21 protein-coding genes and 2 pseudogenes are annotated in these 25,680 nt (G+C 46.3%); 4 read left to right on the forward strand and 19 right to left on the reverse strand.

From position 1 onward, the window contains the following. Positions 1 to 12: 12 nt before the first annotated feature. From Z042_RS25545 to Z042_RS03575, 11 genes and pseudogenes are all read right to left on the reverse strand, one after another. Positions 13 to 171, reverse strand: a pseudogene (locus Z042_RS25545) (hydroxyacid dehydrogenase); the annotation flags it as partial. A 158-nt stretch (positions 172 to 329) separates the two neighbouring features. Beyond that, on the reverse strand, positions 330 to 1,121 hold the full coding sequence (locus Z042_RS03530; protein WP_024912817.1) for a PhzF family phenazine biosynthesis protein: 792 nt from the start codon (positions 1,119 to 1,121) through the stop codon (positions 330 to 332). Between the two features lie 205 nt (positions 1,122 to 1,326). Then, positions 1,327 to 2,355, reverse strand: coding sequence for a virulence RhuM family protein (locus Z042_RS03535; protein WP_024912818.1), 1,029 nt, complete (start codon positions 2,353 to 2,355; stop codon positions 1,327 to 1,329). Between the two features lie 364 nt (positions 2,356 to 2,719). Continuing rightward, positions 2,720 to 3,085 carry a hypothetical protein gene (locus Z042_RS03540; RefSeq protein ID WP_154666870.1) on the reverse strand — a complete coding sequence of 122 codons (366 nt, stop codon included), beginning with the start codon at positions 3,083 to 3,085 and terminating at the stop codon, positions 2,720 to 2,722. A 40-nt stretch (positions 3,086 to 3,125) separates the two neighbouring features. Continuing rightward, positions 3,126 to 3,389, reverse strand: a complete 264-nt coding sequence (tnpB, locus tag Z042_RS24745; RefSeq protein WP_071882784.1) for an IS66 family insertion sequence element accessory protein TnpB — start codon at positions 3,387 to 3,389, stop codon at positions 3,126 to 3,128. Beyond that, a complete protein-coding gene (tnpA, locus tag Z042_RS03550; RefSeq protein ID WP_024912821.1) occupies positions 3,383 to 3,685 on the reverse strand; it encodes an IS66 family insertion sequence element accessory protein TnpA in 303 nt (100 codons plus the stop codon). Before tnpA ends, tnpB begins: the two co-directional genes overlap by 7 nt. Positions 3,686 to 4,082: 397 nt before the next feature. Beyond that, positions 4,083 to 4,517, reverse strand: a complete 435-nt coding sequence (locus tag Z042_RS03555) for a hypothetical protein (protein ID WP_154666871.1) — start codon at positions 4,515 to 4,517, stop codon at positions 4,083 to 4,085. A 126-nt stretch (positions 4,518 to 4,643) separates the two neighbouring features. Beyond that, the gene (locus Z042_RS03560; protein WP_154666872.1) at positions 4,644 to 5,672 is read right to left on the reverse strand and encodes a hypothetical protein; all 1,029 of its coding nucleotides are present in this window, start codon (positions 5,670 to 5,672) and stop codon (positions 4,644 to 4,646) included. Positions 5,673 to 5,808: 136 nt separating this feature from the next. Next, positions 5,809 to 6,138, reverse strand: a complete 330-nt coding sequence (locus Z042_RS03565) for a barstar family protein (protein WP_024912824.1) — start codon at positions 6,136 to 6,138, stop codon at positions 5,809 to 5,811. Next, positions 6,138 to 10,376 (reverse strand): RHS repeat-associated core domain-containing protein, encoded by a 4,239-nt coding sequence (locus Z042_RS03570; RefSeq protein ID WP_024912825.1) that lies wholly within the window; start codon positions 10,374 to 10,376, stop codon positions 6,138 to 6,140. Before Z042_RS03570 ends, Z042_RS03565 begins: the two co-directional genes overlap by 1 nt. A 36-nt stretch (positions 10,377 to 10,412) precedes the next feature. Further along, positions 10,413 to 10,847: a DUF1795 domain-containing protein gene (locus tag Z042_RS03575; RefSeq protein WP_024912826.1), complete on the reverse strand. Its 435-nt coding sequence runs from the start codon at positions 10,845 to 10,847 to the stop codon at positions 10,413 to 10,415. 334 nt (positions 10,848 to 11,181) lie between these two features. Here Z042_RS03575 and Z042_RS03580 point away from each other — a divergent pair, with 334 nt between their 5' ends. Then, the gene (locus Z042_RS03580) at positions 11,182 to 12,267 is read left to right on the forward strand and encodes a YfjI family protein (RefSeq protein ID WP_024912827.1); all 1,086 of its coding nucleotides are present in this window, start codon (positions 11,182 to 11,184) and stop codon (positions 12,265 to 12,267) included. Positions 12,268 to 12,629: 362 nt separating this feature from the next. Here the strand turns inward: Z042_RS03580 and Z042_RS26465 are convergent, their stop codons facing one another. The 8 genes and pseudogenes from Z042_RS26465 to Z042_RS03625 form a co-directional block, all read right to left on the reverse strand. Further along, a complete protein-coding gene (locus Z042_RS26465; protein WP_024912828.1) occupies positions 12,630 to 12,857 on the reverse strand; it encodes an N-6 DNA methylase in 228 nt (75 codons plus the stop codon). Positions 12,858 to 12,956: 99 nt separating this feature from the next. Further along, positions 12,957 to 13,627, reverse strand: a pseudogene (locus Z042_RS03590) (tyrosine-type recombinase/integrase); the annotation flags it as partial. A gap of 1,385 nt (positions 13,628 to 15,012) precedes the next feature. Beyond that, positions 15,013 to 15,429: a JAB domain-containing protein gene (locus Z042_RS03600; RefSeq protein WP_417903530.1), complete on the reverse strand. Its 417-nt coding sequence runs from the start codon at positions 15,427 to 15,429 to the stop codon at positions 15,013 to 15,015. A 338-nt stretch (positions 15,430 to 15,767) separates the two neighbouring features. Beyond that, positions 15,768 to 16,220: a hypothetical protein gene (locus Z042_RS03605; protein WP_024912831.1), complete on the reverse strand. Its 453-nt coding sequence runs from the start codon at positions 16,218 to 16,220 to the stop codon at positions 15,768 to 15,770. A gap of 32 nt (positions 16,221 to 16,252) precedes the next feature. Next, positions 16,253 to 17,254 carry a hypothetical protein gene (locus Z042_RS03610; protein ID WP_024912832.1) on the reverse strand — a complete coding sequence of 334 codons (1,002 nt, stop codon included), beginning with the start codon at positions 17,252 to 17,254 and terminating at the stop codon, positions 16,253 to 16,255. 137 nt (positions 17,255 to 17,391) lie between these two features. Next, positions 17,392 to 18,066: an EcsC family protein gene (locus Z042_RS03615; RefSeq protein WP_024912833.1), complete on the reverse strand. Its 675-nt coding sequence runs from the start codon at positions 18,064 to 18,066 to the stop codon at positions 17,392 to 17,394. 245 nt (positions 18,067 to 18,311) lie between these two features. Next, positions 18,312 to 19,133: a DUF932 domain-containing protein gene (locus tag Z042_RS03620; protein WP_024912834.1), complete on the reverse strand. Its 822-nt coding sequence runs from the start codon at positions 19,131 to 19,133 to the stop codon at positions 18,312 to 18,314. A 292-nt stretch (positions 19,134 to 19,425) separates the two neighbouring features. Beyond that, positions 19,426 to 20,634 (reverse strand): hypothetical protein, encoded by a 1,209-nt coding sequence (locus Z042_RS03625; RefSeq protein ID WP_024912835.1) that lies wholly within the window; start codon positions 20,632 to 20,634, stop codon positions 19,426 to 19,428. A 500-nt stretch (positions 20,635 to 21,134) separates the two neighbouring features. Between Z042_RS03625 and Z042_RS03630 the strand changes: the two genes are divergently transcribed. From Z042_RS03630 to Z042_RS03640, 3 genes are all read left to right on the forward strand, one after another. Next, positions 21,135 to 21,344 carry a helix-turn-helix transcriptional regulator gene (locus Z042_RS03630; RefSeq protein WP_024912836.1) on the forward strand — a complete coding sequence of 70 codons (210 nt, stop codon included), beginning with the start codon at positions 21,135 to 21,137 and terminating at the stop codon, positions 21,342 to 21,344. A gap of 419 nt (positions 21,345 to 21,763) precedes the next feature. Further along, complete coding sequence (locus Z042_RS24425; RefSeq protein WP_024912837.1) at positions 21,764 to 22,813, forward strand: YagK/YfjJ domain-containing protein; 1,050 nt, start codon at positions 21,764 to 21,766, stop codon at positions 22,811 to 22,813. A gap of 201 nt (positions 22,814 to 23,014) precedes the next feature. After that, a complete protein-coding gene (locus tag Z042_RS03640) occupies positions 23,015 to 25,351 on the forward strand; it encodes a YagK/YfjJ domain-containing protein (protein ID WP_162149750.1) in 2,337 nt (778 codons plus the stop codon). Positions 25,352 to 25,680 lie beyond the last annotated feature (329 nt).

The raw sequence follows: 25,680 nt of genomic DNA on the forward strand, positions 1-25,680 counted from the left end.
GGGGCATGCAGGCTATTTTTTAGTGCCGGTTTTCCACTGTAGCAAACCGGCAATATCTTTTTCCCCTTCAGCTTCTTTTAAACGGCGTTGCTGCTCGGCAAATTGAACGTATTCAGCCTGCGCTTTTTCATCTACCGTTTCGTTGCTGATCTTTCCTGCACCTGGACTGACCGCAGGTCAGGCAATTGTTAGCTTTCACTGGGAGGACATCCTGTTTTTCCAAATCAAACTGCTCAGTGTTGTCTAACATACCACAATGTAAGGTCGCTTCGCTCGAAGCCGTCATAGGGCAGCTTCGAGCTGACAGCAGACCTTATATTCTGGAAATTCTAGCGCAATAGCACTTTGCCAATCAGATACGTTGTCGCCTGCCCGCCGATGTAAACGCGATCACCCACTAGTTGGCAGCGTAAATCCCCACCACGATCAAATCCCTGATGCGCCAACATCTGCGTTTTATTCAGTTTTTCAGCCCAGTAAGGAATGAGCATGCTATGCGCCGAACCTGTAACAGGGTCTTCCGCTACAGCTTCGCCTGGGCAGAAGAAACGACTAACAAAATCATATTCCCTGTCACCAGGAGCTGTTATACAAACCATTTTTCCCATAGGAATCATGGCATTGATATTCGGGCGTACAGCTTCTACCTGCTGTTGATTCTCCATTACTACCAAGTAATCACGCGCCACGCGCACTTCTTTGCATTCCGTGATACCCAACGTTTCCAGCAATAATGAGGGCGGCATGACGGGTTTGGTTTCCCAGGCAGGAAAATCAAGCGTCAGCCATTCACCGTTGCGTGTCACCGTCAGTGGGCCAACAAATCGGGTATCAAAATAAATAGTCGTGTCTTGGTAATCAAGATGTTCAAAGATAACGTGCGCAGCTGCCAGTGTGGCGTGTCCGCACAGATTTATTTCAGCTAGGGAGGTAAACCATCGCAACTCAAAGCCATTATCATTTGCGACAAAAAATGCTGTTTCTGACTGGTTATGTTGCTTAGACATTTTCAATAATGTCTCGTCAGGCAACCATTCTGTGAGCGGACATACTGCTGCGGCATTACCGCCAAAAGTAGTGTTGCTAAAGGCATCTATCATATAAAAATCAATTCGTTGCATAGCGTAAACCTCTAATCGCTCTTTGGGCACCCCACACTCTACCATGCCACAACAACACGCAATTTCGTATTTTCGTGCCTCACAGGGGTCGCATTTGATAGCTAGTACTATTGAATTTACTTAGATTTATCGTGTTGGATTTTTGTTGGTGCCCCCTATTATGCCCCCAAATGATTTTGCTTATGGAAACTAGGGAGATGAAAGGCTATTTTTTAGTGTCGGTTTTCCACTGTAGTAAACTGGCGATATCCTTTTCCCCTTCAGCTTCTTTTAAGCGCCGTTGCTGCTCAGCAAATTGGACGTATTCAGCCTGCGCTTTTTCATCTGCCGTTTTCTTACTGACGGTACCAGCACCTTGTAGAACCTCGCGGTCATTAAATTGCAGGAACTGTTCCAGCTTTTCCTGCCAGTCACGCAGGAACACCTGCTGGCGACGCCGGGCCTGATCTTCGGCAAAATCCAGCCACATGTTGACCACGCGGTTAAGTTCGCTGACTTCATCCTGGTTGAGGTAGTTTTTCGCCACCGTCACATCGCTTTTACGCACCTCTTCACCTTTATAGCTGCTCAAGCCCATATGGGGCTGGCTGGCGTCAGCACGTTGATGGATCAGTTCAGCAGCAGTATGACCAGTACAGGCAAAATGCAGCTTGTTTTCGATGGTTTGAAAAAACAGCGTTGTCTCTTTGAGTGACGGTTGATAGTCGGCGGCTAACGCGAAGATCTCCCGAACCCGCAAATAAACCCGCCGCTCGCTGGCACGAATATCACGGATGCGTTCCAGCATCTCGTCGAAGTAGTCAGGAACAGTTGATGAACCCACAGGCGGATTTTTCAGCCGTTCATCGTCCATCACAAAACCTTTGATCAGGTATTCCTGGAGCGTTTGGGTCGCCCACTGGCGGAATTGGGTGCCTCGGGCTGAGCGGACGCGATAGCCAACAGCGAGTATCATCGGCAAACTAAAATATTGAACCTGATAGTTTTTCCCGTCACTGGCAGTTGTTCGGTAAAACCGAACAACTGAATTTTCGTTCAACTCACCGTCTTCAAAGATATTCTTGATGTGTTCGCTGATAGTTGCTTTAGCTTTACCGTATAGTTCGCAGATCATTGCCTGGGATAGCCACAAAGTATCGCTTTCAAAGCGGCATTCAACGCGCACTTTTCCATCACCACTGGCAAACATCACAAATTCACCTGCCGGGGATTGGGTTAAGTGTTTATCTGTCATGCCGCCTCCGCTTTAATCCGACTTACAATGCTGTATCTGCGTAGTATGCCAGAAGCCTGCATTTAAACTCATTACGTGCTCAGATGAGAGTACACGTTTTTATCATCTTCTTACTTATAAATGGAGATAACCCACCAGATGTATTACGAAACAAAAGAAATACTGCCTTACCCATAACCCTAGCTTCAGTCGTTGCGTTCTATCAAGGTTCAACCTGATTTGACTGTCGGCTAATTGCCCAGGCTGTGTAAACGTTTTTGGTTACAGAAACTGCCAAAAACAGAGCTGAAAACCGTGTTCCTCCGTAAAACTTGACTCTGCTAATCAACCGATTTATTTCAGATTTTGCACAGCATTACGCACTTCAGTTTTTAGTCAGAGTTTTCACACAGCCTGTGCCAAAAGCAGACATTGCTCTTAGAGGTCCCCTTATTAACATCTCGTTCACCAATACCCCCAGTATTTTCCGGAAAAAGGTGTGCTCATTAAGGAGAATTGTGAACCTTTCCAGCAAGGGGAGTAACTGGCTCTCCTTCATTCCCGGCAGCAAAGCATAGTAAATGCACCCCTGTCGCCAAAATGAATAGCTCTGGGTTTTGACCGTATTCGCTTTGATTGTTCTTTCCAGCCCGATGCTGTCGCCAGCCTTGCCCAGTAATGTCAAAAAAGCAATGCAAAGGACACTCAGCAGTAATTGCCTGTCGCGCCGCGCCATTGAGCCCGTATGCATATGTGCCTTCCCCATGCTGAATTTATAGTCTTTGATATCCTCAAGGACAAAATGGCAAGGCGACATCACCTTGTCGGGGCCAGATAAAATGGCCCTGATGAAGACGACGAAGACACAGCCAGACGCCGTGCTTGTCCCAGCGCAGGACTTTGATACGCGAGCGCGCCTTGTTGCAGAAGACAAAAGCGGCTTCTCCTTGCCAGGGTTGGTGCAGGTGGTCGGTAATGTATTGCGTCAGGGTATCAATGCCCCGGCGCATATCGACGGGCTCCCGTGCCAGCCAGATGTGGTGTGGCGTTAACATAGGGACAGGGCCTGCATCACCGCCTGCAATTGCGTCGGAAGACACCTGACCGAACAGCCATTGGGGAGGTTGAGCGTCACCATATCTGCGTCGTTATTTCCAGGCATCACTCGGCGAGCTAGAATAAAAGCGGCGGGAACGGTCACGGTAGCGTCATCGCGATGATGTTTGAGCCAATAATAGAAGGTCACCGGGTTTAAACCGTGCTGCTGACAATAGTGCTGTCTGGTTAACCCGCTCTGTTTCCAGGCGTCGAGATGTTGTTGCCGCTCACTGTGAGAATACCGTTTTGCCATATTTCACCGCCGATTCGTTGTATTGAATGAGGGCAGCATGTGGCAGCAGAGTTTTGCTAGCAATATGAGATCACCAGACGCTTACGGAAAGAACCGCGCCGACAGATTTTAAATCATTTAATACGGTTCAAAAAGAAATGTTCAATACATTAACAGCCCATATTTATGAATTATCGAAACTAATCAACAAAAAAATTCAATAAAAAATCCCCACCCCTCCGATAACTATGTTAATGGAGGACCTACAACTATAAAAAAATACATTACCCTTTCGTTTAGCGGCTTATAGAAAACCATCAGATAAGCATTTCATCTTCGTGAACCACCTAAGATAAATAACATTTACTCGACTTAAAATCGAGTAAAATAATAAGCTTAACATTCCATAAACATGAGGCTATAAATACCTAACGTCATATGAAGAAGCAATAACCTCTACGTAGCTATCATAGCCTATAATCAGATAATGCTTCAAATCCAGACGATCATTAGGATCAAATAGCTTATTTTTATTTCCAAGGATATCAGAATTTACCACCTGATAAAATTGAGGATTCGGGTGATAATCATTTTCTTCCCAGAAAGCAATTTCGTTGTCAATGTTACCTTTGATTTCAACGCTATCGTAATGATTATCAAAAAAATTTAAAGTAATGCATCTCAGTTCTGCTACAACAAGAAATGTTAACTCAACTTCTCTATACACTTCACTTTTTACGTCATCGATTCTTTGCACATCAAGTCTTAGCTTTACACCACTTGATTCTGTATAGACAACTTCAAGATCTGTAGTCGATATTCTAAACTCAACTTTTTCAGGGGTTAGCTGCATTGACATTTTCCACCCACTATACCCAACCAAATGTCATTCATACCGGCAAGTAACCAGAAGTTTAGCTGACCCGGCACGTACTGGTAAAGATTCAGCCTACCGTCCAAACCAATCGGTTCCAGATACTTACTTTTCATGTAGTATGTTGTAAAACTGAGTCTCATTTAATTGTATTTTTAATAAATAACCGTCTAAACCCAGATCATTAAAATGATGCCTCCCAATTATCAGTCGCCGTTTTATTACTGCCTCAATAAAACGCAAAAAAACATCATCATTTAAGCAATGCTTTATTTGGAGTATATTTTTTGGCTCACACTTTAAGAAATAAAAAATATAATTCATAAGTAGCATATTAGAAATAAAAATCTCATTAGATGACTGAGATAAATTAAACACATCATTAATTAGACTAAAGAGTTTATTCTTCTTAGCCTCGTCATTTAAATGTTCCATGAAAACTTCCGGGTAAATAAATTTTTCATTTTTATCATCGAAGTTAAGATGGTATTTTTTATTATCACTTGCAAACAAAAAAACCAAGAGTGATGTGTAAAACGTTCCAAACGCACATGAGCCATCTGTTTTTTTCTCTAAAAAGAGAAGATTAAGTATATCAACTAAGTTAACAAAGCCTATATTCTCAGTTTCAAAGAGCACGCCATCATCATCGACACTAAATCGAGAAAAATCTTCATAACACAGAAATAGCTCACATAAAAGCTGTTGACATAATGAAGTCATAAATTCATTTCGTCTCTCTCCAACGCTTTTATTATTTTTCATATTAATTAGTTGCATTACAAAAAAGAATAAATGATAGTCTTTATCTGATTGTTTTTTTTGTATCTTAAATAAATATCCAAATCTAGATAGTACGGTTTTTATACATTCAAAGTCATTGTCAGTAAACTTGCTCTCTAGCATGACTTTTTTTCTTTCTTCAATATCAGGTAAATGATCAAACCAACGTATTGGATCTAACTTGAGTTTATTTACAACTAAATTCAAGTCAAAAACGCCCTCCTCCCATTTTATATAGGAGTAGCCTTTCCAACGCCTTGTCTTGTTTCTAGTGTTTAAAAAACAACTTAACTTGTAGTTAAATAAATCAAATAAGTCACTCCCAGAAATTATATATTTTTTCACTAACATTGTAATCACCTTCATTTTTATTTTTTAAAGTACGCCGTTCATAAGTTCCATAATGCACTGACTGAGGCGGGGTCTGTGCCAAGATAGCAGCTAAAAAAAGCCGAAAATATCACTCTAATCCCTCCGGCTTTTCAAATCACTTCAATAACAAAACAATCGAAGGTTCCTGACCTTTTTCTTTACATTTAAAGCTTACGTTTTCAATAGTAACTATTAGTGTTTCTTTTATTTCGTTCGTTGCTAAAGAGAAGTGATATAACTCTATTAATAAATACTCTGAATCTGTCACATGAATTTTTGTCATTTCATCCTGCGGATAGCGCAAGCTGAAAAAACAATCAATCAGAGCATTGATATTCCGACCAAAAAAATCAGGAAACCCAAATAAATTTGATAGTTCAGTGTAAAAATCATCTAATGTTTTTATCTTGGAAAAATCTATTTTAACCCTCTTTCCTATCTTCATTACTTCCACCCTCCAAGATTGATCTCTATAAATGAATCATAATGATCGTGACTGTAATAGGCTTTTCCTGTCTTAGTGTCAACAACTACACGCCTTGCTCCATTACCACCAAGATCAGGGGTCTTAACAGTCCATTCTTTATATGGGCCACTCCCTGTATCAAGACGTTGACTATTCGGATTACCTATAGAGTGCGTATTGGCAAAGGTTGTCCCATCATTTGAGTAATGAGGCTTATTTGACTTAATCCTATCAACAGTATTTTGAAGTTCACGCATGTCTCTTTTCGACATTGGATGACCCCATTTATCCTTAATAACTGAGTGAGCCTGCTTAGGATTACTTGCTGAATGGGTACATTTAAGACCTAATGGATCGACCCACATGAGAGGATTCGGTGCATAAGCATACAGATTCAGCCCCCCCATTAGCCCTATCGGATCAGGCGTGATAAACCGCCCTGCTTCAGGTGCATAGTACCGATGAGTATTGTAGTGCAGCCCGGTCTCTTCATCCAGATATTGCCCGGCATATCGCAGTGGTTGGCGGAACCGGCCAAACGGCTGGCTGAAGTTGCGCCACATCGCATCGGTCTGCCGTGTCACTTGACCAAACACCCCATACTGCCCCGACCATATCATCTCACCTTGTTCATTAGTCACTTCCTGTGGTGAACCATTCAGGTCGGTGTGATACCAGTACAGTTTGTCCCCACTGTAGTGCCGTTCAATACAGGCCAGCGGTGTGTAGGCTTCGTTCGGGTCATAACAGTAGGTTTGCTGGCGTTCGTCTGTACGACTTTGCAGCAACCGCAATCCTTGCCACAAGAAATGGGTCTCACGCCGTTCCTGACGAAGAATGACCACCTTGCTTGATCGACGACCCAGCGCGTCATAGTGGTACTGCGCTTCAAACAGTCCTTTCGGCCCGTCACCTTTCGCCCCCACCAGGCGGTTATCTGCATCATAGCGATAGTGTTGGCTGCCGGGACCTTTCTGCCTGACCGACATATTGCCGAAGGCATCATACTGATACTGCCATTCTTCCCAACGGGTCAACCGGTTATCACTATAAGGCTGGCTGCCACGGACATACGGTGAATTTTTCGGCGTCAGTAATGGCAGTAACAAGGCGTTATCAGCCTGATCATAATGCACAGAGGTCTGATCGCTTTGTGCCGAATAGACACTACGTAGCCGACCTTCAACATCATAGCCATAGCTCAGCATACCCCGATTGCTGTCCTCTACGGCGGCCAGTTCATGCATATCGTCATAATGATAAGCTCGCCACAGAACCCCTTGCTCTGGGGATGTAAGTGCGTCGGTGAGGCGATTGCTGATACTGCTCTGCCACTGGCGATGACCCAGGCGATCATATCGCCGGTGCTGCGTCAAAGCCCCCTGAGTACGGCTTGTCTCACGGTGCAGTGCATCGCGTTCAAACTCGCTGATTATCTGGTCATTGAAACGGATGGCAGTGACGTGCCCAGAACCGTAATGCAGCCACTGGAACTGGTCATCGTTCGGCAGGCCAAGTGTGGCCAGGTTACCCAGCGCATCATACTGATAGCTCAGTGCTTCTACGCCGTTATGCTCTCGAGTCACCCGACCCAACGCATCCCGTTCAAAGCTCACTGTATTGGGCTGGATACCCAGCTTCTGCCCCTGCTCCGTAGGTGTACGGCTGGCGCTGAGCAAACCACCCATCAGGTTCCATTGATAGGTGACCTGCTCGGTCTGCGTCTGACGTGCAATAACCTGGCCCGTCGCATCGTAGGTCAGTTGACTGACTTTCTCCGGGCGATGTCCTTCCGTGTCTGCGGTACCACGCTGTACGACTTCGGCAACCTGCCCATCGGCATTAAAACGGTAACCGTAGCGAGTATCGTCCGGGCGCTGCTCTTCCTGCAAGCGGCCTTCCGCATCACGGGTAAAACGATAGATACCGCCGTTGGCGTTATCCAGGCTGAGCAGGTGGCCTTCCACGTCATACTCGTAACGCAGAGTTCGGTTCAGGCGGTCGGTAGCGCTCAGGGTTTGCCCGCGTGTGTTGTAATGCCAGTGACGCGGCAGATTTTGCCCCTGCTGATGGCTGAGCAGCAGCCCTGCATCAGACCAGTCAAACTGCTGCGTTGAGCCATCCGGCAGAGTCAGCAGGATCAGTTGCCCTGCATCGTTATATTCGTAGCGGGTTTCTTGTTGCAACGCATCCCGGCGGGAGATCCGTTGCCCCAACGAATCATAGCGCCAGGCAGTGGGCTGACCCGAACAGTCGGTGTAGCCTGTCAGTTGCCCCTGGCTATTCCAGCTTAAGTGACTCTCGCCGCCCCGCGCATCGGTGACGCGGTCTGGCAGCAACGTATGGGAGTGTGGATAGTGATAGTGCGTCGATTGCAGCAACCGGTCGGTTTCCTGCACCACCCGGCCCTGTTCATCCCAGACGGTACGTTCTGCAATGCCATCCGGCCAGAATACAAAGGTCTGCCGATCACTGTTGCGTTGATACTGCCAACGCGTAGTGGCACCGTTGGCATCGGTGACCGACACCAGCCTGCCCAGTTCATCCCACTGGCATTGGCGCAGGTGGCCCAGCGGCGAGCGGTAACCAGCGGGGAGTCCGGCTTCATCCCACAGCATCTGATGCAAGTTGCCAGTACGGTCGGTATAACGTCTGACACGACAGTTTTCGTCCAACTCCCACACCGCCTGGCTGCCATCCTGGTAGGTGGCGGTACGCAAATTGCGTTCTTCATCATAGGTCAGCCGATAGCCGTCACCCGCGCTGGTGTGGTGTTCGGTGACGCACCAGATGTCCTCCATTTCCTGCCACTGGTAGTCGCAGCGCAAGCCGGTGGCATTCTCATGCCATAGCAGCAAACCGTTCTGTTCATCCCAGCCAAAGCGACGCATAGCGGCCTCGCCCCGGTGTTGCACCGCGACCAATTGACCCACCTCGTTATACTGGTAACGAACGCGCTGCACCTCACCCGCCACGGTTTGCTGCCACACGGCTATTAAACGATTGAGTTCGGGGTGATATTCACAACGCAGAGCCTGGCCACCGGTACGGGTGATGAGGTCCATCTGCCGTTGTTCGTTGTAGTGGAAGGATTGCTTGTTGCCGACGTTATCGCTGATGGCACTCAGGGGAGCTCGGCCCTCGGCGTCGAAGGCCGGATAGTGATAACGCAGTTCACCGGCATCGCTGATACACCACGTGCCATCTTCCTTATGCGTAAGCCAGCACTGCTGATCGGGGCAAAAGGTACGATGGCCAACGGGTACCTCAGGGAACGGGATAAAATCCCCGTAGGTGTTACGCCACAAGATGCCCTCTTCCACCTGTCGCAGTTCGCTTTCCCAGAACAGGCTCCAGCCCGGCCCCAATACGCTCTCCGCCGCATGGCTGCTGAGATAGCTGCGTTGCCAAAACAACGGCAATTCACCATCGAGGGTGAAGTCCAGGTCATCGTCATCATTGAGGAATTTTTGCCCGGTAGTCACATCTACCGGGTTGGCCAGAATACCGATCACTGGAACGGCTATCGCCAGCGGCCCCAACCAACAGAGCACTCTAGCTACCTTGTCGGCCCCTGGTATCTTGCTCAACAACCGTTGAACGGCACCAGGCCCACGCCCCACAGCTCCCTTGGCACTAACCAGACCCGCTATAAACATCGTCAGGTCGGAAACGGTATAGGCCCACTCAGGGATTTCCGGGCTGATATTTTCCGTGGTCGTTGTACCACCTCCGATAAACACGTTGGAGGAACCGGCCATAATGGTCGCATCGCAGGTGGTTTTATCGTTCTTGCGAGCGGCTGGTAGGCCGTTGATGAACACAGAGGAAGAGCCCTGTGCCACCTGCTGCACCTTGTCCTTTTCACAAGCAACGGTGCTCAAGGTAGCGACGGCAGCAACCTTGCCATTGATAAAGACATTGCCCGACCCGGTTCGGATGTCCCCGCTGGGGCTCATCGAACTGGCCCCTGCCTCAACACAGGCATCTCGTGCCTTTTCACCCAAAGCATTAGCTGCCATGCCAACCGCAATCCCCGCCCCGATCAGCAAAAAACCCACGCCAAGACAGGCAGCGGCACACCCGGCACCAATCAACATGCCGCCCAGGATGCCCCCGGCCACGTTAATCAGGCCACCTATAATCGTGCCACCAATCAATCCGGCGAGCGCCCCCGAATGGCCAATGGCATCACCGACCCGCGCAGCTTCCAGCATGGTATTCGCTCCTGTCCTTGGTCGAAATATGGGGTGTTACGGGTGTTGGTAACTGCTCAGGCAGGCTGAGAAGAAAGCTTCATCCTGCTCGGTCAAGGCCTGGGAGCTCGCCAGCGTGAAAATCAGCACGATGGAAGCAGAAACCGGGAATACCGCCTGACGCTGATGCAGAGTCTGGCCTTTTTGCGGCTGGTAACAGGAAAGCAGGGTGATGCCCCGAAATAGGTCATCGCCCAATACGGCGGGTTGCTCGTCGAGTGCCTGGTACTTGCGTAGACCTTTTTGCAACACCTCACGCTGGCGGGCCAGGTAAGCGGCAAAGTCTTCGTCGGGGCGCAGTTGGTCACGGGAGATGTTAAGCGATGGTCCAGAGGGGGCGATCAGAATATTGACGGTCTGCTCACGGTATCCGGCAGGCAAGGTAATGCTGCCTTCGGTGAAAACACAGCGGGGCTCTGAAACCTGGACCATCCTTGCGCTCCATGCAAAGTCCTTATCAATGGGGGCGTAGATTTACCACAATGTTGAGCTAAAAACGATAGTTGGAGGAGTAATAACATTAAGAAATTTGTAGATTTACATGAAAGATCACTAAAAAACCAATAATGACAAGATTCACTACACCCAGCCAAACATCCCTGAAATATTCCTTTATTGTCTCCAGACGTCCACACACTTCCTCCGTTGAAAATCAACGTATTTCAATGAAAAAAAAAGAGAAAAAAATATTTAGGTATTACGCAGGGTGCTTTCTAATGGCCAACGAAATGACCTGCCCAAGCGGCAATAACCTGAAGAAAACATAATGCAACCCTACCCAAGACCAACGTACAGCTCGTACTTCACTCTACCTGCCCCAAATCCCATTCCGTATAATCGTTTGCCACTCAATATCAGTGACGCTATCTGGAGCGTACAGAACAAGACTAAAGCCCCGTTGCCTTTGGTTGTCGCTGCGGCCCTGACGCCACTTGCCCTAGTCTGCCAGGGTTTGATCGACGTCAGCCCCGCAGAGGATCTTCTCTTCCCAGTGTCTTGTAACTTTTGCACCGTAGCAGAACCGGGTGAACGCAAATCAACGGTCGACAAGCTGTTTATGGCCCCTGTTTATGACTACGAGCATTCAGCCAGCATGCAATATCAGGAAGACTTGCAGCTATACGCACTCAACCTGGAAACCTGGAAAGTGGAATCCAAAGCATTAAAAAGCCAGCTTTCCAAACAGACCAAGAAGGACCAGCCGACTGATGCAATAAAAGCACGCCTGATAGCGCATCAACGCAATGAGCCAAAACCACCAACCCGCGTGCAATTGTTGGCGAATGACATCACGCCAGCGGCGTTGCAAGATCTGTTGCACAGTGGTGGAGGGTCATTGGCTCTGCATTCGGCAGAAGGTGATATTCTGCTAAGTGGCCAGGCCTTGCAGAACCTGGGGCTACTTAACGATTTGTGGGATGGTGCACCTCTTTCGGTTACGCGTCGCCAATCCGAAAGTTACACCATTTATGATGCACGCCTGAGCGTAAGCTTGATGGTTCAGGATGCAATGTTTAAGAAGTACCAAAAACAATCCCATGAGATGGCTCGGGGCAGCGGGCTTTGGGCCCGTTTTTTCATATCCTTCCCACAATCAACTATTGGCACTCGCATCGGACATACCATGGAGAACTACCGGCAGCGGCTTGCTCCTTATCATCATGACCTGCAGCGGTTGTTGGTGCAATATACCAACAAGTTGGCAGTGGGCGACAAGAGCCGGATCACACTAACTTTTACCCCGGAAGCACAACGTTACTGGGCAAACCTGTGTGAGAGCATTGAACGCCAGTTGTTAGATAGTGGTCGTAAGCCTCGCGCTTACTGTGGTATTCACCGAATAAGTCATTAATACCACAAAAAGGGCATTTTCCTGCGTTGTTAGTACTTACAAAAGATTGGTAATGCTCATCGATATCACCAATTTTTATTCTAAGTGCAGCTAACCCCAACAGAGATGGCGAATAAGGCCCCTTGAAGAATGTTGCTAAATGTTTACTTAAGTCGGGGTAGGTAGTAGTCATATCTGCATAGCGAACTAATTGTGTCCCCACATCGTTGCAGCAAACTTTCTCTAAGTCGTTATTGCCTTGATACCAGTTCCGCAACTGAAGGATGTCCGCAGACGATAATTCGGCAAACTGTCCATAGATACCTTCTACATGCACATAAAAAAGTCGGCTCCTTTGGCATCTGAATAGTAAAACGCCGCCATCACTTCACGCAGTTCGAGATTTGTATCAAACAGATATAAACCAAAGGGACCAGAGTGATCACCGCTTTCAGTTCGCAACGGTCTACCAGTAACTGGCGCAGCGTTTTGAAAGCCGCACCAGAACCAAACAGCACCCCTTGTGGCACGATCACCCCAGCGGTGCCGCCTTTCTTGAGCAGGCGGTATATATTCTCGACATATAACAGCTCGGTCTTGGTCGTGCCCAATTACAGATTTTCGTTGATGTCGCCCTTGTCGATACTGCCAGTAAAGGGTGGATTAGCCATCACAATGTCGTATTTGGCTTCTTCGGTAAAACTTTTGCTCAGGGTACCGGTATAACCAGAGAGGTCTTTAAGGAAATAGGGCAGTTCCTGAGCCGTCAGGAAGGGAAAATGTACCTTCTTCAGCGTAGCCAAAGCGCTGGCGAGATCGGGAGCAGGGTTGTAATTAGCTCTACCGGTGATAATGGCAAAACGAAACACTTCTCCGCAACGTTGGCGAACCTTACGCATTTTCTCCAGTGCTCCGCGTTTCTCCATTTTGCGCAGCGCTTCCAGCAACTCCATCGGCTTGAGATCGGCAATAGGTCGTTTGCCAATATAAGGGAAGATGTCTTTCTCGAAGGTATCAATGATTTCATCACGGTAGCGCAGTGACCACCGGTCAGCTTTAGCCTGATGCCACTCGCGGGCAACGGCTTCAAACGTGTTCTCCGAATTCAGTTTCTGCGCGAGCTTCTCCGCTTTTTTGGTTTCCCCAGGATCGTCACCTGCAGCCAGAATCTTTTTAGCTACATCGCGTTTGTCACGGGCTTCTGCCAGAGATACATCGGGGTAAACGCCAAAGGCAAGGCGCTTCTCTTTCTCGCCATAACGATACTTCAATTTCCAGTAACGGGAGCCACTGGTTTTTACTTCAAGGTAAATAAAGGCCTCCGCTTGTACGGCTTGTCTTTTGGTTTAGCAGTTTCAACTTGTCGGGCTGTTAGCTTCATTGGGGGCACCTCAAAAATGGGGGCATCGCCAGTGCCCCCTATGGTGCCCCCAGACTACACTTGATTTGGGTAGACATGGGTTGACACCAGGAGAGTAAAATCTGCTTAACTTGCTGATATTATAATGGATTATTTGAGTTGAGTGGACTTCAGAATACATCGAATGGCGATCACAGGAGTCGCATTAGAGTGAAACTCAATTGATATAAAAAGAATTATTTAATATGGAAAATTGAGTTACCCCCACAAGTACCCCCAAATGCTTTTGCTTGCGATTTTTTGTATAAAAAACAAGTATAAAGTGACTTGCGGGTCGTTCATGGTTTACTCCATTTTCGGTTCTGCAAACAGGCTACCTCATCCCCTCAAAAATAAATAGAGATGATGCGTTTTGCAGTCAACATGCTTGGCCAAGACCATCGAAAGCTTGCTAACGTCAGCCTCTGATAGATGAGCCTGTAAGCAAGACTTACAGGTTGCGTTTTGCTCAAGTTCACCTTTTCCATAGCTTGTCTTGATACGCTGCAATGGTGAGAAAATATCATTGTCCATAGCAACTGTGGCAGCCAGTATTGGACCTGTGTCACGATGCTAGTGGTAGCTTTAACCCACACAACTTGAAAATCACAACCTCACTTAGCCATGTTCTCATAGCTTGTGGATGAGAGCTGTCGTCTATTACGTGAGTAATATACCTATCTACCAGTATCCCCCTCAAAACCTTATAAAATATACTTGAATATTTTTTCAAATTAATAACAATGACATTCTGATAATTATCTCAACATGGAAGAGTTAATAATATTCAAACAATACTTGGTACCAGTTAACGAGGAAAATAATTTTCATTACCACCATATGAAAGGATACCTTAGCGCATTAAGCATGTCCCTTTTGGGTACCATGATATACTCAATAATTGATAGAGTGGTGAATCCTAATTACCCACCAAATTGGTTCATGAGCTTACTCGCCATTGTTCTTATTTTGTTGCCTATTACAAAAACCTTTGCTCGCTCACCGACCACCATAGTAATTAAACCATCAAACTTTAAACACAAAATTATTTTAGCAAAATTCTTTAATTATGTAACTTTGATGTTTATTGGTGTGACATGCTCCGCACTTTACTCGATGATGATATCTCCCCCAGAGCATCGATTAAAAACCTTTATTACATTTATAATAAGCGGCTGCATGTTTATAACATTTATGTCTCTCTTTAGCTATTTTTCTATAAATAACTTTATTGAGAAAAAGAACTACACCAATGAAAATTTAGATTGATAGTGATAAAACTTAAAATCCTGCCGCATGTACTGCGGCAGGATAAGATACCTCATGCATATTGCGACATCACAACTACGACTAATTAATATGCAACCTCAAAGCCAGCCGCGTTCGGCAAATGACACCGATTCGCCATGGCCCAGAACGATATGGTCAAGGGTTCTCACTTCAACCAACGACAGTGCATCCTGCAAATGCTTGGTGATATGGCGGTCAGCCGCGCTAGGTTCTGCTACGCCTGAGGGGTGGTTATGTGCCACAACGACAGCCGCTGCGTTGTGGCTGAGCGCCGTTTTCACAATTTCCCGTGGGTAGACCGGGGTCTGGTTTATCGTGCCGATGGATACCGTCTCACAGGCGATCAGACGGTGCTGGTTGTCCAGGAACAGCACCATGAACGCTTCATGCTCCAGCCTTTCCAGTTGCAGCCGTAAATAGTTTTTGGTGTTTTCAGACGTGGTAAAACTGAAGGGTTTGGTTTTCAGCTTCTTTTCCAGAAGCCGTATTGCCATGGCAATAATACGTTGTTCTGTCGTATTTCTTTTCACTGGGTTGTTCCTTGTAAGCAGCATAAGGCCCAACTCCCCTATGAAAGGGAATTGGACTGCATTGAGGTTAATTTATTTTTTACACAAATGTCGTAATACTATGGATAACAAACCGAAAGGGGGAAACCATAAAAGGAAGGGGGTTTATGAAGTGTATTAATACGTTAGTATTAATACATCCTCTTGTGTTAAGGAGTCAGTAATTAACAACATAGGAAGGTAAACACCTTCCTGATGGTAACAACAATGATAAGCAGGCAAATATATCTGGCCCGGTGGCAGCAACCATCGGGCTGAGCACGTCAGAAATCCAGCCCTGTCGTGCAACCAAACTCCGGTGTTCCCCAGGCAGGCAATGCAGCGGCTACCCCTTTCACGGGCAGGTTAACCGTTTGCCCATCGGTGGTTTTGGCCTGCAGTCGGGTTGCCTTTCTCAAAGCACCCCAGGCGTAGGTAAAATTATTGCTGCCTACCCGTGAATCGGTATCATACGGCGTTTGAACTTCGGTACCATTGATAATCAAATCAAAACCCTGCTGGCTGTATGAACCGTATTCTTTCCCTTTGAGCTTCAGGGTCATACTGACCGGTCGGTCTCCACTGCAGGCGATATACAGCGAATCACCGCTTTGAGTGACGACCGTATATTCTGACACCCCTTGCCCCCAGCCACTGGACCATTGCCCAGATTCACCAAAGGCAAACACACGCGTGGCTATCCAGAAAAGTAATAGCATAATAACAATCTTCTTCATGATTGATTTCCTTTAATTTAAAATAGACAGTTTTATTGAGTCAAGTTACTCATCATGTTGGTCAATACACGTTGATAATACCCATCAAACTCACCGCGATAGGCGTAAGTAAAGTCCATTTTTGAAATACTGTTCAATGGCAAAGAGTAATGCTGTTCAGAGCCATTATTCACGACAAGTTCAAAACCATGGAAATATACTGCAGGGTCTTCATTACCGATGACACTCCACTTATAGACTTCCTGGAAACCAACCAGCTTAATATCCCTGTCAATCTTCTTCAGCAATGTCTCCGTGGCAGATATTTTCTTATTGGTATCATCAATTCTATATTGATAGCGTTGAGCTATCTCCCCCTGACAGGTGATAAAGTGCTGCGCAGTCTCTGCCATTGAAGGGTACACTTCAAGCACCAGGCCAATCGGGTCACTGCATAGCTCGCTATACAGAGAGCCGGGGACAAAACCAGCCTGTGTCACCGCTTGATAAATTCGAGGCACGACCGTTTTCACTGAACTGTCACCCTGGAAGCGCTCGTTAATATAGCTATCGCTACTGATATCGGCGAAATAGTTACTTACCTTATCCAGCCCGAATGTTTCCACCGGGGACCCTTTCACCAGCTCACGGTAGCGCTGCAAATCACCACTGGACTGCAACCGGTCAAAGAGTTGTTTCGCTTTGCCCAGTTCACCGAGTGCCTGCTGTTTTTCCTCCTGTACCCCATTCAGCATTTTTCTCATATCCTCGAGCGCATAGGTGTTCTGTTGCACCCAACTTTTGAGCTGTTTTTGAAACTCTGGTTGAACTGCTGAAGGAGAGAATTTGCAGCGATATTCAACTGTCGGTCTGCCCTTGTCACCGACATACTGCATCCAGGCTGTTTCTGCACAAGCGGGACGATGGTCAAAAGCCCCACCCAACGTGATGCTTTCATCAATCGTTAATATCTGGGATTTGACTCGCTCAATATCTGCTGCGTCGTTGCAGGCGGAAAGGAGAAGTAATGGGAATGCGATAAGAAACTTTTTCATGTGACTCCTTGATGATAAAGATGAGAAGACTGGCTGCCCCTGATTTTGGGTAGCCATTATCCTTTCCCTGTACGGTGGGAAATGCCTTGTTGCTGATTGACAAGAAGGTGGCGGTTTAAAACCGCCCTGATGGTTGGTCAGTTATCTAGTGTGGAGGCCTCGTCGATTATCGATTGACTATCACGCTCAATAAACGTCTGACGGGCCAGATTACCAATGATATTGGTAGAAATGCCATCGAAAGCACCGCCAACAATCCCCCCGGCCAACGGCACTAGTTTGACCAGGTTGATACCGCCTTTCTGGCCGAATTTGGTCAGCAACCGGAAGCCAACGGCCCTGTTGATAGCCTTGATGACTTCGCCCGATACGTTTCGGATTGCGCTTCGGGTAAGCTGCATACCGATTTTGATTCCGGCTTCCTTGAGGATATCTTTTGCAGCATTACCGCACAGGCAGAGATACACAAAAGCGCGCACATTATCGTCTTTCAGGTCATAACCGCCGATGTGGGCAATCGCTGCAATCATTCTAATCTGGATGTACATCACACTGGTGATATTGGCTGGAATGGCCACCGGCAGCGTGATAGCTCCGCCAAGCCCTGTGACAAAGCCGCTGGTTCCCGCCTTGGTATTCTGCCAGCGGATAAGTGCATTAACACAATCCACCTGGCTTCCTCCCTTCTTCATATAGGACTCGGCAATGTCTTGCGCCGAGTCTAGCCCCGTTACACCGTTCACCGCCTTGTCATAAGCCCAGTCCAATGCTTTCTGAACTTTGCCAACCGTCAGTGCCTTATCCTGTTCCATCTACGCCTCTCCACATTATTGTAAGCCCGCTATCACTGGGATAGCGGGCAGTATTTCCCTGTATGCCAGCGTGCCAAACGTACTTCATTGATGGGTTTCAAGATGTAGAAAAACCGAACGGCACTCAGGCCGATCTTATCGGCGGGGGAGTGGCAAAGATAATTGCTTATACTGATCAATAATGAAAAATTGATCGCTAAAAACGATCAACTTATGGCTAACGAAAAGGATATTACGATAACGCGTTACTTGTTGAATTTAAGCATTTTTTCTGCCATCACCCACAAAGCACGATTGAGCTTGATGTCGCCATCAATACCGTTCACTGCACGGGTTCTGGCCTGCTTGCCACGAGCGTTGCGACCGTTGAGTCCACCTTTGAGCATGTTTTCCTGCACACGCTGGTAGGTACTCCACAAGTCGCTTTGGCGGTCTTCCCCACGGCGTGGCATCAAGATTTGCTCTTCGGTAACTGGCTGGTGGTCTTCACCGTAGCGGTAGCTCAAAGCCGCATTGGCAAAAGCCCGTTGCGCCGGTAACGTCAGCGAAGTGGTCAGCATGGCTTCGCGCGAGGCTTCCACCTTGTCGAAAATCCCCAGCACTTCATAAGCACCTTCGATAACCTGGCCAACGACATCACCTTTATGCGGTACACGCACTTCGCCAAAGCTGCTGCCGCATACCAAGCCGTTGGCGCACACAAAGCGAAACAGTCCGGGTATCATTTGGTAACTACTGGAACCATCGTGGCTGTTAAGCAGAATAATCTCTGGCACTTCCTTACCCACAATCTGGTTCTCACGACGCAAGCGCAGCATGTGTTTGGTATGCTCACGCTTATCCATGTCACGCACTCTGGTTTGGCAGGCGAAGAAGGGCTGGAAGCCTTCTTTACGCAGGTTATCTAATAACGCAATGGTGGGAATATAGGTGTAGCGATCGCTACGGGAAGCGTGTTTCTCTTCCGAGAATACACTGGGTACATGGCGGGCCAATTCATCATTGGTTAACGGACGGTCACGGCGAATGGTATTCACCGAACCAAAGCGGGAGGCTAGTCGAGTCATGATTTCGTCCTTAAGTAAATTTCAACGGGCATAGAGGAAAATGATCTTTATAACAATCTAATCTTCCTGAATTTACTAAGGTGATATATATTTAAAATAATTTTGAAGAGCGAAAAGTTGGTAATAGCTTATCTAAATTATGCAAGCACCAATATTAGGCAGGACTAATGGGGTGAGGTGAGTGTTACCACATTTCATTCTTGCAACGCTCTGAATAATAACCAGGGCGGCAAGTACATAAACAAAAAATATATCACCGCCAACTCAATCGATAAAAAGCACATATTGTAAACTACACCTTTTTAGGAAACTTTCCTGGTTTGACTTTCTTCTCTCTAACTTTAGACAACCCAAACGCCCTCTTTCCAGGATAATTAAATGTTTCCATAGCAATACAACGTAGATATTGGATGAACATATCTTTGTTTTGAGCGTTTGCAAAGTGCTTTATTTTTGTTGACTTTTTACCATTCAAATCAAAAATATAAACAGGATTTTCCCACGTAATGTCATGATTATCAAATTTACTTGCTTTTTTAATCGGTATTAGATGGGTTTCTTTATCTATCTTATCAAAAATAGAATAATCAAGCCCAAGATGATCAATAAAAACATTGGTCATTCCTAATATATTAAATTTTAACCTGTGAGAATAATGTACGATACTCCCCGTTCCATTACTAACTTTTAACCAAACACTATTAATATCTTCAGCCAAGCGCTGCCCAAACCTATCGTTGTTTACATAAAAATTAATATGAATATAGGGGGTGCCATCAGCGCCTCTCATGATTACCCAAAAATAACCTACTATGTAGGAAAATGAAGCTCTATTTCTTACAAGATTAAAAAATTCCTTTAACTTGTTTCCCAACCGTTCCAAGTGAACACTGACAGAATAACCACCACCTAATGGAGATAGTTTAACTGTAGGCTTTAGGCCAAATGACACGCAAAATGAACTAACAGATTTGTTTTTTCTTTTTATATTTTGATAGTGGTCCTTCAAGATAACAAGGAAATTATCCTTTCGAATCAATTCGTCTTTGATGATATCACAAAAAGCAACAATAGTTGGGTTAGAGAAAATACTAGTAGAGAAACCATTACCCTTACCTCGCCTTTCTTCATCTCTCCCTTCCATAATAAGTACCTCGCGTAATATTGCGGCACCTAAATCAAACTTCATAATAGGTTCACGAATAACTCCATCCTCCCCCTGATATTTTGACTCTTTACTCTTCTCTTTTACACTATCTTCATTAACCACCTCATCATCACAGAAATCATCGCCCGCACGATTTTTAACCCCATTCACATATGCATTTAAAAAAAAAGAATTTGTTTTCCTATTAAACAAAGGGTCATTTGTAACGCCAAACTGACAGCCTAAGCAAAAGTCATTATCCAATGACTCCAATGCATCTATCCTAACTGTGTTAACGATTGTATCACCAAACTCGCCAGGATAAAGAAAATCTAACCCATCAAAGAAACTCATAGCTCACCATAAACATACATTTTATAAAAAATTGACCACATTTTATATCAATTTACATCACTTTTACTGTGATTCAGATATCTTTAATCAGATAAATAATTTTATTTAATTTTAAATGAACACTCATTAGTTATTTTTAACTACATGTTTTTAATGATAAAACAAGGAAACCTAGCGTTACCGCGCCTTCCATGCCGCTTTGAGCTCCTCCCAGTCTCTTCATGCTCAGATTGAAAAACCTTACACAAATCAAGTGCTGTATATACTTATGTTAAATATTAAAGTTTTTCTATTTGACATAAACTCCAGAAATACTCAACCCTCCTTAACACCCGATTAGCTCCGCAACCAATCGGATGTTAAGGACGAGAAAGATGCGTTTATTTTTACATGACTGACTGATGTGATAGAGAACTTTGTGACGCTGCTGAAAATCTCAAGCACAGTTTTATTTAGCCAAGACAAGTTCTCCATTCATTTAATCTCATGGAGAAAATAACATGCAAAGTACAACCAAGAGCCTACTGGACGACCAACTAGTCGACATGAAATTCATCGTTAACTATTCCGGCATGACGGACAAATGGTTTTATAAACTCATGAAGCTTAATCGATTCCCAAAAGGAATTAAGCTTGGCAGCAACAGGCGCTGGTTTAAAAGCGAAGTTGAAGCATGGTTTCAAGAGCGCGTCGACGAATCACCAAAGTAGTAGCCAAATAAACCTCATCAATAAAATATCAAATGACAACATCCGCGATAACTTAACCACCACACCCATCGTTAATTAACGGCACACCTAAAATAATCACTCCAAAAAAGGCACTAACTTACCAAGCTTTTGTTTGGTGCAGAACGATATCATAGACACCACACTGTAATTTAAAACATATCCAGGCACACACCAAATTCACAGCTGTAATTCAGGATTTTTTATTATTAAATTTAGATTAACCAACTCATCAATGGCTACTCCCAGTTCGCTTGCTTATACAGATACACAAATCAAATAGAAACCCTGGTGTGTATAACCACTAACACATATACATCTGACAACAATAAAGCAGAGCCCCGCATGATTCTGCCTATCTCAAATCACTCCACTAAACATTTCCACTGAGATATATAAGTATGAATTTTAACTATGACCTCCACTTGCTGTTATCAACCAGTTCTATCGATGAAGAGGTAGGTGCACTTTTATGCCCGACTCATGACCTCAATTACCTGGAGAATTTGCTTAACTTATTCAATGACACTCAGCTTATCGCCAAGTCAGAGCGTGATGAATTCAGTGTACATTACTCTCCATCTGCTCGTTACGCTTTCTTAAAGTCCACCACAACAGGGAAAAGGGTACTGCTCGCACTGAAGCGAATACAGTCACTGACCCCCGTAGAAGATGAACCGCGTGAATATCACCCGACACTGACAATATTTCGAAAACTGTCTGACCAACACGATATTGCGCAACACATCGCTATGGCAGATAACATGCCTGAGGCGATAACACAGTTAGCCTATCGCCTTAATGTATTCATTCGGCAATTCAGAGCAGAAATCACTACGGGCCCGCATAAGCTTAAATTACGCAAATACCAAAAGGCAGCAAAGAAAAACCTAAAGGGTACCCTTCAGTATATCGACTCACTCTCTGCACAATACGCAAGGCTGTTGGTTGTTCGGGTTGACTTGACCTATCGCAAGGACGCCAAGGTCATGATAACTGCTGACCTGGCACGTCAGCATCGGCAGCGTTTTTTCAAGAACCTGCAGGCACATCGCCTGTTTCGGGCGTGCGTGGGCTATATATGGAAACTTGAGTACGGACGTTACAAAGGGTTCCACTATCACTTGCTGGTGTTTTATGACGGTTCTCTGGTTCGGCAAGATGTGACTTTGGCACGACTGCTGGGTGAATACTGGCGAGACGTCATTACAGATGGGGCTGGCAATTACTACAACTGCAACGCCTATAAGGAACGTTATCGAATCCCAGGCATTGGCATGCTTCACCATGCTGACACAGTCAAACGGGATGGGCTGAACATCGCCGTTAACTATCTGTGCAAAATCGATACCTTCGCCCGTCTGGCACTGCCAAACGGTGCCCGTACCTTTGGCCGTGGAGAGATTGCTCAACGCTCTATGGCACGCCGTGGACGTCCCCGTTTAGCCTGAATAACTACCCCCCTCTTCAGTATGATGACTTGTCACCCATCACCGCAGTTAATTTTTATATCCATAGCCAGAAATATGAGAATCATCGTTTTCATCCCACACGCTGCTGGTTACCCATCCCTCAATGAAGCATCCAGCACACATTCACAACAAACCAGCCTGACGGTCTCCCCCTTGCAGGCATAACTCATGAGTTCCTTTATGGATAATCAATATCAAAAGCGCTCTAAAAATGATGAGTATGATACCCATCTGCAACTCGCCACCTCACTACTTCAAACACAAAAATCCGGTCCTGAAACGCTATCGCCCACCCGCGATTTCGACACGTTGGAGAATATTTACGGGCGTCTACGGGGACTGCAAAGCTTGGCCCAGGACACGTCGGTGGCAACCTTTCCCACTAGCAGCTCGTTAGACTGCTCTGATACATTAAAGTACAAGTTAAGGTTAGCAACTCCAGGACAGGCCGCCCTGTTGGCGGACAGCGTACCCCCTTACCGCATACTTCATCCGACGCTGGACCAATTTATCCAAATGGCAAAGCGGTATCACGACAGCTACCTGCAGAACAATGGTAGGAGTGCCATTTATCATCAAGATATTGCTGAGCAGGCCAATTGGTTGAAGCGCCTGTTTTACGACTTTCGGGAAAGCGTTGAAACGGTGAGACACCCCTATCTGGTGCAACAATTCCTGATGAAAAACGAACCTTACCGGCAGAAAGCGCGGCGGGTTGTTGATGCGCTATTGCGTCAGTACAAATCGCTCATGATGGTAGGTATTGACCTTAGCTATACGCCAATGACCAAAGACGATATTTCACCTGAGCAGGTTCGCCAACACCGACGTCAGTTGCTCGCCATGTTGCATAGCCATCCACACTTTCGCCACTGCCTGGGGTATGCCTGGAAAATTGAGCATGGCCCAATCAAAGGGTTCAGCTATCAGTTGGTATGCTTTTTTAACGGTGCACAGGTAGAGCTCCACGATGGTATCGGCATGGATATCAGTACCTGCTGGCAGACCATCACTCAGAAAACAGGTCGGGCCTTCTGTAGGAAAAACCTCCAAGAAGATTATGTATATCCGGGGTTGATGATGTTTTATCAGAGCGATACCGCTGCGCCGGAAAAGCTGTACCGAATATTCGATAACATGACACGGACAGATACCTATGCAAGACTGACTCTGCCCAACCAACTGCGTACCTTTAGCAGTGCGATGGTGATGAGGCCATCAGTGACTCGGCGACCGCCATCGGTGATACCTGAAAAACCCTCTTCCCCCTCATCACCAACATCATCCCAAACAGAATCTATCCCGCAAACACCGCCAAAGGTCGATATCATGTTGGGGATGAATCAGATGCCATCAGCACAATACGGCATTCTCGGTGAAGCGAATGGCAAAACCATCGGCGTGGACCTGGACCATCCTCAGACTATCTGTGCCTTCGGTCTACAGGGGAGCGGTAAAAGCTATACGCTGGGCTCGCTCATTGAGATGACTCTGACCAGAGTCGGCAATATCAATACCCTGCCCGCCCCACGGGCAGGGGTTATCTTCCACTACAGCACAACACAGGACTATGCACCCGAATTTACATCTATGGGGCAGGCAAACTCGGTAGCTGCGGATATTGTACGGCTACGAGAACAATACAAGGCAACACCACAGGCACTGAAAGATGTATTGATTCTGACACCGGCCAGCAAGGTGGTACAGCGACAGGCAGAACATCCAGATATTCCTGTTCTTCCTATCGCTTTTTCTGCTGCTGAACTCAATGCATCGCACTGGAAATTTTTAATGGGCACAGTGGGCAACCCAAGCCTGTATGTGCGCCAAATCAACGGCCTGATGCGTACACTGCGAGGTGAACTCACACTTGAAACATTACGCGAAGCCGTGAGTAAGTCTGAACTTGGCGCGCAGAAGAAAAAAATGGCACAACAGCGTCTCGATTTTGCCTGTGAATACATTGATGACACACAGCGTCTGCAGGCATTGCTGCGACCAGGCCGACTGATTATTGTCGACCTGCGTGACGAGTACATCGAGAAGGTTGAGGCGCTGGGACTGTTTGTCGTGATGCTGCAGATATTTGCTGAAGCCACCTGGCAGGGTGAAACCTTCAGCAAGCTGGTGGTATTCGATGAGGCTCACAAGTACATCGGTAATGATGGCCTGGTGGCAGGCTTAATAGAGATTGTTCGCGAGATGCGCCACAAGGCTACAAGCATTCTGGTGGCATCACAGGACCCACCGTCCGTTCCCGTGGCGCTGATAGAACTATCGACACAACTCTATCTCCACCGATTTAACTCCCCTGCCTGGCTGAAGCATATCCAGAAAGCCAATACCGCCCTACTTCACCTAGGGCCTAAAGACTTGAGCCAGTTGGCTCCTGGAGAAGCCTTCGTGTGGGCAAGCAAAGCGACTGATGTAGCCTTCACACATGGCACCGTCAAGGTTAATTGCCGCCCACGGGTAACTCTGCATGGAGGCAACACCCGAACCGCTACCAGTGCCTGACTTAGACAGTGGCGTGCTTTACTGACGTCGGTCTTTTTTATCTGCCCACCCTACGTTATGAATAGCTCGGCACTATCCGCATCAATAGGAAAACGCACGCGAAGTTACCGTAGGAGGGGCAACTACAAAGATATCCTGACATCGGAGCCTTTCATTTGGTGCCAACATTAAGTGCAGAACTTAGGATGATGAATTCCTTGACAAAACTCTGATGCCCCCAACGATCTCGCGCCAAAGCTCAATAATTTACCATTAATCAGTAGATTAGACGCATCCAGCTCAAAATAGTCACGACATTTGATTGAAAAACATACCACCCATGTTAACAT

The sequence above is a fragment of the Chania multitudinisentens RB-25 genome, assembly GCF_000520015.2.
Taxonomy (GTDB): domain Bacteria; phylum Pseudomonadota; class Gammaproteobacteria; order Enterobacterales; family Enterobacteriaceae; genus Chania; species Chania multitudinisentens.

Bases quoted from the DNA above. Each gene is read 5' to 3' on its own strand.
- Z042_RS03620 (WP_024912834.1), bottom strand. From the start codon at position 19,133: ATGACTCGACTAGCCTCCCGCTTTGGTTCGGTGAATACCATTCGCCGT.
- Z042_RS24425 (WP_024912837.1), top strand. From the start codon at position 21,764: ATGAATTTTAACTATGACCTCCACTTGCTGTTATCAACCAGTTCTATC.
- Z042_RS03600 (WP_417903530.1), bottom strand. From the start codon at position 15,429: ATGGCAATACGGCTTCTGGAAAAGAAGCTGAAAACCAAACCCTTCAGT.
- Z042_RS03540 (WP_154666870.1), bottom strand. From the start codon at position 3,085: ATGCATACGGGCTCAATGGCGCGGCGCGACAGGCAATTACTGCTGAGT.
- Z042_RS03555 (WP_154666871.1), bottom strand. From the start codon at position 4,517: ATGCAGCTAACCCCTGAAAAAGTTGAGTTTAGAATATCGACTACAGAT.
- tnpB (WP_071882784.1), bottom strand. From the start codon at position 3,389: ATGTTAACGCCACACCACATCTGGCTGGCACGGGAGCCCGTCGATATG.
- Z042_RS03560 (WP_154666872.1), bottom strand. From the start codon at position 5,672: ATGTTAGTGAAAAAATATATAATTTCTGGGAGTGACTTATTTGATTTA.
- Z042_RS03575 (WP_024912826.1), bottom strand. From the start codon at position 10,847: ATGGTCCAGGTTTCAGAGCCCCGCTGTGTTTTCACCGAAGGCAGCATT.
- Z042_RS03625 (WP_024912835.1), bottom strand. From the start codon at position 20,634: ATGAGTTTCTTTGATGGGTTAGATTTTCTTTATCCTGGCGAGTTTGGT.
- Z042_RS03565 (WP_024912824.1), bottom strand. From the start codon at position 6,138: ATGAAGATAGGAAAGAGGGTTAAAATAGATTTTTCCAAGATAAAAACA.
- Z042_RS03530 (WP_024912817.1), bottom strand. From the start codon at position 1,121: ATGCAACGAATTGATTTTTATATGATAGATGCCTTTAGCAACACTACT.
- tnpA (WP_024912821.1), bottom strand. From the start codon at position 3,685: ATGGCAAAACGGTATTCTCACAGTGAGCGGCAACAACATCTCGACGCC.
- Z042_RS03615 (WP_024912833.1), bottom strand. From the start codon at position 18,066: ATGGAACAGGATAAGGCACTGACGGTTGGCAAAGTTCAGAAAGCATTG.
- Z042_RS03535 (WP_024912818.1), bottom strand. From the start codon at position 2,355: ATGACAGATAAACACTTAACCCAATCCCCGGCAGGTGAATTTGTGATG.
- Z042_RS03570 (WP_024912825.1), bottom strand. From the start codon at position 10,376: ATGCTGGAAGCTGCGCGGGTCGGTGATGCCATTGGCCATTCGGGGGCG.
- Z042_RS03640 (WP_162149750.1), top strand. From the start codon at position 23,015: ATGGATAATCAATATCAAAAGCGCTCTAAAAATGATGAGTATGATACC.
- Z042_RS03580 (WP_024912827.1), top strand. From the start codon at position 11,182: ATGCAACCCTACCCAAGACCAACGTACAGCTCGTACTTCACTCTACCT.
- Z042_RS03610 (WP_024912832.1), bottom strand. From the start codon at position 17,254: ATGAAAAAGTTTCTTATCGCATTCCCATTACTTCTCCTTTCCGCCTGC.
- Z042_RS03630 (WP_024912836.1), top strand. From the start codon at position 21,135: ATGCAAAGTACAACCAAGAGCCTACTGGACGACCAACTAGTCGACATG.
- Z042_RS03605 (WP_024912831.1), bottom strand. From the start codon at position 16,220: ATGAAGAAGATTGTTATTATGCTATTACTTTTCTGGATAGCCACGCGT.